Origin of the sequence: Actinotignum vesiculae, from assembly GCF_051267215.1 — a bacterium.
GTDB classification, from domain to species: Bacteria; Actinomycetota; Actinomycetes; order Actinomycetales; family Actinomycetaceae; genus Actinotignum; species Actinotignum schaalii.
The window spans coordinates 1-12216 of sequence record NZ_JBOZGG010000014.1; the positions used below are offsets into that span (position 1 = coordinate 1).

The window sequence follows — 12216 nt, forward strand, 5'->3', positions numbered from 1 at the left end:
GTCTGAACATCCGTAAAGGCCGGATCGGGAGCTAACGACACGCCGTCATTAGACCCACTTTTTGTCTATTAACCCGAAGCTTCACCTACGCGCCTATCGCGCGGTGGGCAGAGACGCGAAAACCCGCATCGCAGGGAAACCTGCAATGCGGGCCATGGCGGTGGCGGCGGGATTTGAACCCGCGGTAGCTATTAACTACACATCATTTCGAGTGATGCACCTTCGGCCGCTCGGACACGCCACCGCAGAATAGATTACACGGCGCACCCCGAATTTACCTAATCAATGCGGAGCACATCACGTTAAAGCTTCGAGGAGCAACGGCCGGCTTCACCACCAACGCGCCGTCACCCGCGGGCCGCGCCAGTTGGCGCCACCGCTCGCCGCCCGCCGCCCACGGGCCGCGCCACCCCGCATCCTCATCCGCGGAAGAATTTCCGCAGCTGAGCGGAGGTTTCTTCTTCCAGAACTCCCCCGATCACCTCGATGCGGTGATTGAGGCGCGGGTCGCGCACCACATCGCGCAGCGAGCCAGCCGCCCCCGCTTTCTCATCCCAGGCACCGAAGATGAGCCGCCGAATCCGGGCACCGACCATCGCCCCGGCGCACATCGTGCACGGTTCCAAGGTGACGTAGATGTCGGCGTCGTCCAAACGCCACCGCCCGAGCGCCGCACCGGCCGCGCGCAGGGCCATAATTTCCGCGTGCCCGGCCGGGTCATGTTCGCATTCGCGGGTATTCCAACCGCGCGCCACCACGGCGCCGTCCACCACCACGAGCGCGCCGACGGGCACATCCCCACCCGCCGCGGCCCGTGCCGCCAGCTCCATCGCTTCGCGCATAAATAGCTTTTCCGCCGCCCGCATATCGCCGCACCTATCCTCAGGCGTGTCCTCGGGCGCATCCGCACTCCCCCGCGAATCGGCTCGCATATCTCCCCGCATGGCTCCATTGTGTCACGAGCCCCACAGCGAGCCGCCTGTGTCACGAGCCTCAAGCCGAGCCGCCCGCGCGCGTCGCCCGCCGGGTACCGCTATCCTTAAAGCATGCACATCCTCGAAATTGACCACCCTCTGGTCGCGCATAAACTCTCTGTCCTCCGTGATGAAACCACCCCGTCGGCAATTTTCCGGCAGCTAACCGAGGAGCTTGTGACTCTCCTCGCTTATGAAGCCACCCGGAATGTGGCGGTGCACGAAGTAACGGTCACCACCCCGGTGGCTACCACAACCGGCGTGAAGCTGGCCCGCCCGGCGCCCATCGTCGTTCCGATTTTGCGGGCCGGCCTGGGCATGCTGGAAGGAATGACGAAGCTCCTTCCCACCGCCGAAGTTGGCTTCCTCGGCCTGCGCCGCGATGAGGAAACTCTCGAGGCCGTCACCTACGCTAACCGCCTCCCGGATGATCTGACCGGGAGGCAGTGTTTTGTTCTTGACCCGATGCTGGCCACCGGCCACACCATCCACGAATCCATCAACTACCTGCTCGAACGCGGCGCGCGGGATGTCACCTGCGTGTGCCTGCTGGCCACCCCGCAGGGCCTGGAGGAAGTGAAATCGCACCTGCCCGAGGATGCGGACGTCAAGATCGTCGTCGCTTCCATCGATGAGGGCCTCAACGAGAAGGCCTACATCGTGCCGGGTCTGGGCGATGCCGGGGACCGCCTGTACGGCGTCGTCGACTAAAACACCAGAACCACGCGGGTGAGCACCGTTTACACGGTGAACAGTGCTCACCCGTTCCGGTTTTAAGAACGACGACGCCGCCTCCTGGCCCACGCCCCACTTAGAGGAGGTCGCTGGCCAGGGTGCCGGCCGCTACCGCGAGAAGCAGCACGCCAAAGAGGATGGTGGCGATGCGATCAGGAATGCGCCGGCCAGCGGCTTCCCCGCCGATGCTTCCCAACGCCGAGCCGGCAGTGAAAAGCGCGACGACCAGCCAGTCCACATCGAGGCCGGCCGCGAATTGCGGGATGCGGCCGAGCCCGGCCACCGCCATATTGATGCTCATGACGAGCAGCGAGGTGGCGCTCGCGTAGCGGGCGGGCATGCGCAGCAGCAAGATGAGGGCGGGGACCACCACGAAGCCGCCGCCCACTCCGAAGAAGCCGGAGAGCGCTCCCGCGCCGAAAGCTCCCAGGACGGTGACGAGGTAGGTGAGCCAGCGTGGGGCGGGGGCGGGCGGGTTTTCCGATGCGGTCGGATTCCCCGGTGCGGCTAGCTTTTCCGAAGTGTCCGAATTTTCCAGCGCGGTGCCCGAGTGCGATTCGCCGTCCGCACCCGATTCGCCGTCCGAGCGCGCGGCGCGCCAGAACATGCTCAGCGCCACCGCCACGAGCAGAGCGCTCAGCGACCACACCAGGACTTGCCCGGATACCGCGCCGGCGAGGAAAGCTCCTGCCAGGGTTCCTGGAATGCCCACCAGGGCGAATATCAGGCCGGTTGCCCAGCGCACGCGCCGGGCCAGGGCCGCGGAGATCATGCCGACTAACGACGTAATCCCCACGATAATGATGGATTCGGCGGAAGCTTGGTGCGCGCCATGCCCGAAAATGGTGAGGAGAATAGGGATGGTGAGGATGCCGCCGCCGGCCCCGAGCAGACCAACAACGAAACCGACAGCAATTCCAACTCCGCAGGCAAGCACAGCGTCACTCTATCGCAGCACCGCGCCCGCAACGGCCTCCACCGGCGCAAAGTCAAGGCACCCTTAGTCGCGATTCGCCCACCAGCGCCAAATAATGACAGCAACACCCACGGCAACCGCCGCGATTCCCACCCAGCGGATAATGGACACCGCCGTCGGATCCGCGGCGGGCGCGGCGAGGAGCTCGCCCGCCAGGGGTGCGGGGAGGGCCGGAGAGGTGGTGAGGTCGGCAAGCTGCGGCGTCGTCGTTATGAGCAGATCCATAACGCAACTCTAACGTGACCATCGCCCGCGGGCCGCATCTCACGTAGAATCTCGAGGGTAAACGGCATCATCCTGCATAGAAGCGAGAAGACGAGGACTTATGGCTAAGAAGAACCGCAAGAAGGATTCGGCGACCCCGAAGAAGAAGCGCGCGATTATTCCTTTCGTTGAGCGGCCTTTTGAGGGGCTGGATGCCGAGGCGGAGCTGGTGGCGATGCGCGATCTGCTGCCGCTGGCGACCATGACCGTCACCCTCACCGAAGAGTACGGCAGCGAAAAGGTTATTTTTGGCACGCTGCTGCCGAATATGGTCGGCGCGCTGCGGCGCACGGACGGCCAGCTCCTGGTTGCGATGCAGACGGTTATGAATTCTGGCGACGCTTCTTTGGATATTGCCACGCGTGTGCTCGCCGGTCTGGAGCTCAAGCCGGGAGAAAGCTACCCGGGCGGCACGCAGCCGGAGGCCGGTTCCCCGCGCTTGCAGGATATTGTGGCCTCGTTCTCCGAGCTGGAACTGCAAGAAGATCCGGCTTTCTGGATGACGGAAGAGGAAGCCGCCACCCCCGAATCGCAGGCGGCCTTGCGTGATGCCCGCGCGGATATGGTTCCCGCCGCGCGCATCGAATCCGTGAACGGTGCTTACTGGTGCCGGATGTCGCGCGAGTTTTTGCGCTGGGTGCGCCCCGAACCGCGCGATGCGGTGCTGGACGGTTTGGCGCGTTTGCGCGTCTCCGGCGAGGAGCGTTGGGACGACGACGCCCGCTTCATCGGTGCGTTCCGGGCCTACGGATTGTCGGTCCCGGTGTGGGAATTGGCGCGCGGCACCGAAGCGGAGGAATTGGAAGAGCCGCTGGCGAAGTTCGCGGAGAAGTTGAGTGCAGCTATTGCTTCGACCGAGCCGCTGACCTCGGAAGAAAAGCGGGCCCGCTCCGGGCTGGTTTCCCGCCAGGTGACCTTGCGCTAAGCGGCGCGGGCGCGAGCCGGCCCCAGGCTTCCTTGCGTTAGGCGGCGCGGGCGCGCGCCGGTCTTGGGGGACCTTGCAGTCAGCAGCGCCGGCGCCCCGGCTTAGGTAGCCTCGCGTTCAGCCAGCCGTCTTTAGTGAACTTCCACTAGTTTATAGAAACGGTAAGCAAAGGCCCCGTTTTTCCCTATACACTTATGCCGTGAGTAAAGTCGGTCAGGTCGCGGTGGTCGTGCCCGCGAAGGACGAGGAGCAGTACGTGGGGCGTACTGTGCGCGCAGCGTATGCGCTTCCGGGTGTGGACCTCGTGGTGGTTGTTGACGACGGGTCGGATGACGAAACCCAGGCTATTGCCCGCGCTTCCGGGGCTACAGTGGTGCGCCATTCGGTGAATCGCGGAAAGGCTTCGGCGATGGAGACCGGGGCGAAGGTGGTCCGCATGCGTGATGTTGAGGGTCGCCCGCCCCGCCATTTACTTTTCCTTGACGCGGATCTGGGCGATTCGGCTATTGAGTGCGCTCCTCTTATCGGGCCGGTTGTGGATGGCCGAGTTGATTGCGCGATTGCTGCTTTGCCTCCGCAGGAGGGTGCGGGCGGTCATGGTTTTGTGACTCGTTTGGGGCGCCGTGCGATTGAGCGGGCTACGGGTTGGTCTCCGCTTCAGCCGCTGTCCGGTCAGCGCTGTATGACGGCGGCGGCTTTTGATGCGGCGCGTCCGCTCGCGAAGGGTTGGGGCGTTGAGGTGGGGATGACCATCGATATGCTGGTGGCTGGCCTGACTCTCCAGGAGATTCCGTGCGATATCCGCCATCGGGCTACCGGGAATGATGTGGCTGGGACTCTGCATCGGGCCGGGCAGTATCGTGATGTTTTCCGGGCGGTGTGGTCGCGCCGCTTCCACGGTGTCAAGGTACCCGTGGAATCTCGCGGCGCTGCTAGTTCCAGCGGCACCGAGCATTTCGCTCCTTATCGCGCGCTGGTGCTGGAGCATTCCTGAGCCCGCATCGCTCCGTCCTCCGCAATCTAATCCCGCGAATTTCTTCCCGGCTGGCCGTTATCTGCCAGCCGGTTTTTCTTGTGGTTCTTGGGCGGCATCCGTGCCCGCGCATTCCCCGAAGGAACTTTCCCCGGCCCGCATGAGCCCAAGGGCAAAGGTGGGGGCGAGCAGCGCGACCCCGACTCCGAGGATGACCAGGCCGGAGTCGTTAATAAGGGAGGCGTAGCCGAGGGCGAGGAAGCCCGCGGCGGTTGCAGCGGCCGGGTGCGGATGGGCTGTAACGCACGCATGTACCTGCGCGGTTGCTGGCCGGGCCCGCAAATCCCAGCGCCCCGAGGTCACTAGCCACACCACCATGCATACTCCCACGAGGAGGGTGGCGCCCAGCGCACCGGCCACCAGGGGCGGCAGGCCAAAGAATGCTTGGGACAGTTTTCGGGCGACGACGGCGCCAGCCCCGCCGTGTTCCACCCTGCCTACAAAGTTACCCAAGTGGGTGGTGGATCCCACCGCACGGTCAAGCACAGCCAGGCCGGCCGAAACCGCCACCCCGGCGATGGCCGCGAGCGCGGTGTGCCACCAGGTCCAACGCTTTCCCCAGGTGTGCCAGGCGAGATAGGCGAAGCCGAGGGTGAGGGCCGGTGGCCCGCCGGCATCCGCTCCGAAAACGGGAAGCCCATCCAGGGCGATGGCGCACGCACCCACCGCGAGTACAGCGAAACCAGCCATACGGGTTGCCCGGTTAGTGGGTGTGGCCGAGCCGCCGGCGCTGTGTATGCGTGCGGCGAGGGTGGCGGCTGCGGCAAGCGCGCCGACAGCGAAGATAGCGAAGACCGAGTTATTAAAGCCGAAGAAACGCCCGGCAACGGTGGGGAGGGATCCCATAACCGAGGTGTTGGCGAGGGAGTATCCCCCACCAAAGGTGCTGACAAGGACGTCCACCGCGATCACGGTAGCGCTGAGTGTTCCCAACCGTGCTAGCGGCGCGGCAATCCAACGATCCCCCGCCGGGGCCTGGCGGCGCGGGCCGGCTAGCGCCCAGGTGGCAAGAAGCGCAGCAAGGACGGCCAGGCTGCTCCACCAGCCAAGTAGCGGGCGGGAGAAGGACCACCACGGAATAATCCCGATAAGGAGCGCGCTCACGGGCAGGGCCGCGAGCCACGCGAGGAGCTGCGCGAAACCGGTGGGGCGGGCACGGCGGGCTGCCGCCCGGGTAGGGGGTACGGGCGCGGTAGCAGCTTGCGGAACTGAAGCCCCGGCAGAACTGCCAGCAGCCGCTGCCACTGTTGCGGGTGGGAAACGATGGAAACGAACCAGGTGTACGGCAATAACGGCGAAACAGACCAGCCCGAGGCCGGCAAGCAGGAGGTAGAACTGCGGGCTCAGCTGCGCAGTTAGATCAGCACGGAGTGCTTGGCCGTGCAGGGTGGCATTGGCCGTGGCCAGCGTGGTTTTTCCACCGCTATCTACGGTGAGCAGCGCGGGAGCGCCGTTGTGCCAGGCGAGCACACTGGGTGCCAGGTCAATGAGCTGAACGAGGCCGGCGGTGCGGGTGGTTGTGGAGCGAGCGAGCGCGGTTGTTTCGCCCGGCTCCAGCAGTGCGAAGAAACCAAGTTCGGCCCGCTCGGCACGATCAGCCACAGTGGTGATAACGATGCGGGCCTGCGGTTGATGCGCGGTGACAAGCGCGATGATATTCCCGAGGCGTTCATCGAGCTCGGCCAGGCTCCCGACGGGGACATTCTCCGCACCAGCGCTTCCTCCATCAGCGCTTTCTGCACCAGTACTTCCCGTATCGTCACTTTCCACCGCAGCGTTCGCCGCATCGAAACTTCCCGCGTCAATAACTGTGAGTTCCCGCCCGGCGAGCACCGAACCATCCGCTAGCACATCTGCGAGATCACGGTAGGCGATGCGTGATTCCGCCTGGCGGTTGAGGGCGAGGGCAGCGCCCGGACCCACCGCGAGCGCCCGCTCCGGAGCCACGGCCTGCGCTAGCGCACCCATAACCACGGGGTAGTGGGCGGCGCTGCTTTCTTCGCTTATCTGTTCCGCATCACGCACCGTACCATCCGGGGTAACCAGGGATTCCGGCGCCACGCAGGAGCTGGCCGCGGGGGTGACCGCCGCGCGGGCACCGGCCCCGAGGCTCACCCAGCCATCCGCCGCGCAGGTGGTGGGCGCGGCCGTGCGCACGGAAATATTGGCGAGCGCAGCGCCGTAACCGCCCGAATTATCCGTGCCCGAACCTGCCAAAGCCGCACTGAGCCGCGGGGTGCTTTCCTCACCGACATCTGCCCAGCGCAGCCCGGCCACCCCGATCATCACCGTGGGGCGCGCTTGCTCCGGTGCCGCTTGCGCTGCCGAGCCGAGCGGCCTCGCCGGCGCACCCTGCGCTTCCGGCAAGCTCACCGCGCGCGCGGACGCAGGCGCCCCACTCAGCGTGGCCCCGAAAACCACCATCGCCACAACAGCAAGCACCGCCGCCCAGAACCCGGCCAGCCGCATCGTGCGCCCGCCGTGGCTATTACCGTGAGAATTCCGCATGGAACCAGCCTACTCGGCACCTACGACACTTTTAGAAGCCCCGAACACCCCCACGCCCCGCGCACTGCGAACACACCTCTAACACACCCCGAGCACCTACTCTTTCGGACGCCCCGAACGCCCCACCCCGGGGCGGGATACAATAACCAGGCGACAGCGCGGGCAGGTGCACCGCCGCCCAGCTGCGCCGTCGCACTATTTCTTCACGCAATCTCCACGCACGAAAGGACACTATGCAATCCTCGCCCGCTACCGAACCGGTCCGCTATTCTTTCCTCGGCCCGCGCGGCACGTTTTGCTTTGCCGCTTTGCAGCAGGTAGCCAGCGAGGACACCGCCACCTTCGTGCCCGCGGTGGACGTGCCCTCGGCGCTGCGGATGGTGCGCGCCGGGCAGACCGATGCCGCCGTGGTACCCATCGAAAATTCGGTGGAAGGCGGGGTTAATGCCACTCTCGATTCCCTCACCGCCGGCTCGCCGCTGGAAATTCGCGGGGAAATGCTGGTTCCGATTGCGTTCTCGCTGGCGGTGCGGCCCGGCACGCGCGCCGCGGATATTCGCCGGGTCGCCACCCATCCGCACGCGTGGGCGCAGTGCCGCACCTGGATCACCGAGCACCTGACCGATGCCGTGCACGTGCCGGCGACCTCTACGGCCGCCGCCGCGCGCGAACTGGCGGAAAATCCGGATGCGGATTTTGATGCGGCGATTTGCGCGGTGCCCACCACCGGCGTGTACGGGCTCGCCTCGCTGTCCGATGAGATCGCCGATAATCGCAATGCCGTCACGCGCTTCATTAAAGTGAGTAAACCCGGGGAGATTCCCCCGGCGACGGGCTCGGATAAAACAACGCTGATGGTGCGGCTGGCCTCGGAGAAGCCCGGCGCGCTGCTGGAAATGCTGCAACAATTTGCCGCGGTTGGTGTTAATTTATCGCGTATTGAGTCGCGCCCGGCCGGCGACCAGCTGGGGCGTTACGCTTTCTCCCTGGATGCCGAGGGCCATATTCACGACGAGCGGGTGCAGGCCGCGCTGGTCGGGCTGCATCGCATCTGCCCGGAAGTGACGTTCCTGGGTAGTTACGCGCGCGCGGATCGGCAGGTCACGCGCCTGCACGCCGGGACTTCCGACGAAGATTTCGGTGCCGCGCGCACCTGGGTCGCCTCGCTGCTCAGCCGGGTCACCCGCTAACGGAAGCGCTTGCCCGCTATAGCCAGTATTCATCGAGGCACCATGAACCCGCTGCACACACCGCTCACACTGCGAACACTGCTTACCGGGCAGCAGTATGCAGCGTTTACGGCCGCGTGGGCGGAGCTGCGCGGCGGCTCGCTAACCGGCGGGTCACTGACCGGCGGCGCCTTAGGTGACGGGCGTTCTGGCGGGTCACTGACCGGCGACGGGCATTCCGGCGGCGCGCTGACCAGCCCGGATACCGTGCGGGTGCGCGACCTTTCTTGGCCGGAGCGCGAGAGCACCGTTCTTCACCTCAGCGGCCCCGGGGTGTCCTGGATTCTCAAAACCGCCGGGAACACTGCTTACAGCGTGGGGCGCGAAGCCCGCGCACGCGCGTGGACCGGCCCTTTGGAGGCGCGCGGCACCGTGGCTCGCTTGCTCTGGTACGACGACGCCGCCCCGCTCGCCATCCTCGACTATCTACCCGGATGTGACGTTCTGGGCAGCCCGTGGGAATTATCCCCGCGAGTGCATTACCAGGCCGGGGCCGCCCTCGCGCTGCTCCACGGGGCGGGAGCTCGCCTTGATCACGGTTTCGCCAAGGGTGCCCTTACTCGCACCCGAGCGCGGATCGCGGAGATTCGCGCCCTCGCTCCGGGTGGATCGCTGCCCGCTGATTTTACTGGCGGACCGCTGCCCGCCATTTCCCCGGAGGTTATCCTGCCCGCCGCTTTCGATGAGAAGCTCGCCGAAGCGGAGGATTTCCTGGCGAGCTACCAGCCGGGCAGCGTCGTCGTGCATCCCACGCACGGGGATTGGCAGGCGCGCAATTGGTTGTGGGATGAGCCCGTCGGCCAGCTGCGGGTCATTGATTTTGGGCGCTTCGGGTGGCGGCCAGCCGCCGCGGATTTCCTGGAGCTGCACGAACTGTGGCGGGCCCATCCGGAATTGGACGAGGCCGCGGCGCGCGGCTACCGCGAGGCTGGAGGAAACTGGCCCGCGGAGAGCGGCATCGGCAGCGGCAAGCCCGGCAGCGGCAAGCCCGGTGCCGGAAGCGGCGAACGCGGGGCCAGCGATGAAAGCGATATTGAGCGGCTGCTGCGAGTGGCACGCGACGTCGGCCATATGTGGCACCGGGCCACCACGGCCCGCCGGATCGCGGGCGCGCCCGCCGCGCGCTAAGCTGGATCCATGCTTGATATGCGTTCTGTTCGCGAGAATCCGGAAGCCATCCGTGAGTCCCAGCGCCGCCGCGGGAATGATCCCGCTACCGTCGATGCCCTGCTCGCCGCCGACGATGCGCGCCGCACCACCCTGCAAGAGTTCGAAGCCGCCCGGGCCGAACAAAAAGAGGTGTCGCGATCCGTGGGGAAAGCCTCCCCGGAGGAGCGCCCCGCCGTGCTCGCCCACGCCAAGGAGCTGGCCGAAAAGGTCAAGGCGCTGGACGCGGCCGCGGCGGAAGCCGAAGAAACCTACCTGGCCGCGAATCGCGCGATTGAGAACCCGGTGCTCGCCGGGGTGCCCGCGGGCGGGGAAGATGATTATGAGGTGCTGGAAGTGATCGGCACCCCGCGTGATTTCGAGGCGGAGGGCTTCACCCCCAAGGATCACCTCGATATTGCGGAGGGCCTGGGGGCCCTGGATATGGATCGCGGCGCGAAGGTCTCCGGCTCACGCTTCTACTACCTCAAGGGAGTGGGCGCGCACCTGGAAATGGCAATGTTCCGCATGGCTATTGATCAGGCAGCCGAACACGGCTTCACGCTCATGACCACGCCCACGATTGTGAACCCGGATATTATGTCCGGCACCGGGTTCCTCGGGGAGCATTCCGATGAGATTTACTACCTGGGTGCCGATGACCAGTACCTGGTGGGCACCTCGGAAGTGCCGCTGGCCGGCTACCACAAGGATGAGATTTTGGAGCTGGGCGGTAAGCCGCGGCGCTACTGCGGGTATTCGGCCTGCTACCGGCGTGAGGCCGGCTCCTACGGGAAGGACACCCGCGGGATTATTCGCGTGCACCAGTTCAATAAGGTGGAAATGTTCTCCTACTGCCCGGTGGAGCAATCCGAGGAAGAACACCGCGCGCTGCTCGCGATGGAACGCGAAATGATCGGGAAGATGGAACTGCCCTACCGCATTATTAATGTGGCGGCCGGTGATCTGGGTTCTTCCGCGGCGCAGAAATTCGATTGCGAGGCGTGGCTGCCCACCCAGCACCGCTATATGGAAGTCACCTCGACCTCCAATTGCACCACCTACCAGGCGCGGCGGCTCAATGTGCGCGAGCGCGTGGACGGGAAAACCCGCGCGGTGGCCACCCTCAACGGAACCCTGGCCACCACCCGCTGGTTGGTGGCGCTTTTCGAGAACCACCAGCAGAAGGACGGCTCGCTGTACGTGCCCGAGGCGCTGCGGCCCTACCTGGGAGCCGGCCTGGCCGGGCGCGAATTCATCGAGCCGGTGAAGTAGCCGGTGAACTATCCGGTGCGCGAAGGCTGAACAGCTCGGCGCTCCGAACAGAGTAACGACCAGCGTAACGAAGGCGGCGATGTGAAAATCCAGGTGGAATCGACGGCGGCGCGCTTGCGAGCCGCATTCGATGCCGCCGGGACCCCGCCGGCCGGGCCGGAGCTTATGGTCTGCCTGGATTTGGACGGCACCACGCTCCGGCCGGACGGCATTATTGCCGAGCGGGTGGACGCCGCTTTCCAGGAGCACCTGCGCCGGGGAACCCACCTGGTGGTGGCCACCGGGCGCGGGCGCGAATCCGCCATTCCCGTGCTCGATATGCTGCGGGTGAGCGAAACCATTATGGTGTGCTCGAACGGGAACGAAACGGTGCTGCTCGGTAACGCGCAGCTTCCCGGGGTGCAGGTGCGCACGGTCCGCTCCATGACGGATCGCGGGGATGTGGTGCCGGTGCGCCTCGCTCACCTTTTCACCATGGAGGAAGCCGACCTGGCCCGTGCCCTCGATGCGATGCGCCGCGAATTCCCGGGTGCCTATTTCGCGGTGGAACCGGTGGAAGGCCCGCGGCGGGTGGCGCACGGGTACGCCACCGAACGCCTGGAACCCAATGCCATCTGGGTGAAATTCAAAGACCTCGTGGTCCCGGACGCCCTGCGCCTCATTATGGTGGTTCCGCGCATGGAAGCCGCCGAGCTCATGGCGCGCCTCTCCCGCCTCGAGATGCCGGGTGTGGATTGGGCGGCGTCTTCCTCCTCTGGCTCTGGCTGGGTGGATGCCGGGCGGGCCGGGATCTCCAAGGCGAGCGCACTCGAGGCGCTCCGCCGCGATTTCGGCATCGCGCGCGGGGCAACCGTAGCCGTGGGCGATGGCGGGAACGACATCCACATGCTCGAGTGGGCCGGCGTGGGGGTCGCGATGGGGCAGGCGCTCGATTACGTCCGTGCGCACGCGCGGGCCGTGACCGATCCGGTATGGGACGACGGCGTAGCCACCCTCCTCGAGGTGCTGCTGGCGCGTTAACGCTGGCGCCGTCGTCGTTAGATATCACAAGCGCCCCGCACAGCCGCAAGCTGCGATAATAATATTTTCTACGCAATCCGGTTCATTTTCTGATGAATTTCCGCGCGTTTCGCGGTACGGTGGCGGTGAGT

At 65.8% G+C, this 12216-nt stretch carries 11 protein-coding genes and 1 tRNA gene; 7 read left to right on the forward strand and 5 right to left on the reverse strand.

Annotation, left to right across the window (positions count from 1 at the left end; translation table 11 throughout):
• Positions 1-155: 155 nt before the first annotated feature.
• A tRNA-Ser gene (locus ACRQHG_RS07635) sits at positions 156-244 on the reverse strand.
• A gap of 175 nt (positions 245-419) precedes the next feature.
• Positions 420-944, reverse strand: a complete 525-nt coding sequence (tadA, locus tag ACRQHG_RS07640; protein ID WP_244899301.1) for a tRNA adenosine(34) deaminase TadA — start codon at positions 942-944, stop codon at positions 420-422.
• A 102-nt stretch (positions 945-1046) separates the two neighbouring features.
• Between tadA and upp the strand changes: the two genes are divergently transcribed.
• On the forward strand, positions 1047-1685 hold the full coding sequence (gene upp / locus ACRQHG_RS07645) for a uracil phosphoribosyltransferase (protein WP_026429144.1): 639 nt from the start codon (positions 1047-1049) through the stop codon (positions 1683-1685).
• A 100-nt stretch (positions 1686-1785) separates the two neighbouring features.
• On the opposite strand, the gene ACRQHG_RS07650 is transcribed toward upp, so the two are convergent.
• Positions 1786-2646 carry a sulfite exporter TauE/SafE family protein gene (locus tag ACRQHG_RS07650; protein ID WP_284883312.1) on the reverse strand — a complete coding sequence of 287 codons (861 nt, stop codon included), beginning with the start codon at positions 2644-2646 and terminating at the stop codon, positions 1786-1788.
• A gap of 63 nt (positions 2647-2709) precedes the next feature.
• Positions 2710-2910 carry a hypothetical protein gene (locus ACRQHG_RS07655; protein ID WP_284883311.1) on the reverse strand — a complete coding sequence of 67 codons (201 nt, stop codon included), beginning with the start codon at positions 2908-2910 and terminating at the stop codon, positions 2710-2712.
• A 100-nt stretch (positions 2911-3010) separates the two neighbouring features.
• Between ACRQHG_RS07655 and ACRQHG_RS07660 the strand changes: the two genes are divergently transcribed.
• Positions 3011-3874 (forward strand): DUF5926 family protein, encoded by an 864-nt coding sequence (locus ACRQHG_RS07660; RefSeq protein WP_284883310.1) that lies wholly within the window; start codon positions 3011-3013, stop codon positions 3872-3874.
• A gap of 199 nt (positions 3875-4073) precedes the next feature.
• Positions 4074-4868, forward strand: a complete 795-nt coding sequence (locus tag ACRQHG_RS07665; RefSeq protein WP_284883308.1) for a glycosyltransferase — start codon at positions 4074-4076, stop codon at positions 4866-4868.
• Positions 4869-4925: 57 nt separating this feature from the next.
• On the opposite strand, the gene ACRQHG_RS07670 is transcribed toward ACRQHG_RS07665, so the two are convergent.
• Complete coding sequence (locus ACRQHG_RS07670; RefSeq protein ID WP_284883307.1) at positions 4926-7415, reverse strand: hypothetical protein; 2490 nt, start codon at positions 7413-7415, stop codon at positions 4926-4928.
• A gap of 233 nt (positions 7416-7648) precedes the next feature.
• Between ACRQHG_RS07670 and pheA the strand changes: the two genes are divergently transcribed.
• The 4 genes from pheA to ACRQHG_RS07690 all read left to right on the forward strand — a co-directional run bounded on the left by pheA (position 7649) and on the right by ACRQHG_RS07690 (position 12085).
• Entirely contained in the window at positions 7649-8605 is a 957-nt protein-coding gene (gene pheA / locus ACRQHG_RS07675) for a prephenate dehydratase (RefSeq protein WP_284883306.1), read from the forward strand.
• Positions 8606-8647: 42 nt separating this feature from the next.
• On the forward strand, positions 8648-9772 hold the full coding sequence (locus tag ACRQHG_RS07680) for an aminoglycoside phosphotransferase family protein (protein ID WP_284883304.1): 1125 nt from the start codon (positions 8648-8650) through the stop codon (positions 9770-9772).
• 9 nt (positions 9773-9781) lie between these two features.
• Complete coding sequence (gene serS / locus ACRQHG_RS07685; RefSeq protein ID WP_284896025.1) at positions 9782-11065, forward strand: serine--tRNA ligase; 1284 nt, start codon at positions 9782-9784, stop codon at positions 11063-11065.
• An 81-nt stretch (positions 11066-11146) separates the two neighbouring features.
• Entirely contained in the window at positions 11147-12085 is a 939-nt protein-coding gene (locus ACRQHG_RS07690; protein ID WP_284901422.1) for an HAD family hydrolase, read from the forward strand.
• The last annotated feature ends 131 nt before the right edge of the window (positions 12086-12216 follow it).

What these genes read in the sequence shown, in the direction of transcription:
- tadA (WP_244899301.1), bottom strand. Translation starts at nt 944, where the DNA reads ATGCGGGGAGATATGCGAGCCGATTCGCGGGGGAGTGCGGATGCGCCC.
- upp (WP_026429144.1), top strand. Translation starts at nt 1,047, where the DNA reads ATGCACATCCTCGAAATTGACCACCCTCTGGTCGCGCATAAACTCTCT.
- ACRQHG_RS07655 (WP_284883311.1), bottom strand. Translation starts at nt 2,910, where the DNA reads ATGGATCTGCTCATAACGACGACGCCGCAGCTTGCCGACCTCACCACC.
- ACRQHG_RS07660 (WP_284883310.1), top strand. Translation starts at nt 3,011, where the DNA reads ATGGCTAAGAAGAACCGCAAGAAGGATTCGGCGACCCCGAAGAAGAAG.
- ACRQHG_RS07670 (WP_284883307.1), bottom strand. Translation starts at nt 7,415, where the DNA reads ATGCGGAATTCTCACGGTAATAGCCACGGCGGGCGCACGATGCGGCTG.
- pheA (WP_284883306.1), top strand. Translation starts at nt 7,649, where the DNA reads ATGCAATCCTCGCCCGCTACCGAACCGGTCCGCTATTCTTTCCTCGGC.
- ACRQHG_RS07680 (WP_284883304.1), top strand. Translation starts at nt 8,648, where the DNA reads ATGAACCCGCTGCACACACCGCTCACACTGCGAACACTGCTTACCGGG.
- serS (WP_284896025.1), top strand. Translation starts at nt 9,782, where the DNA reads ATGCTTGATATGCGTTCTGTTCGCGAGAATCCGGAAGCCATCCGTGAG.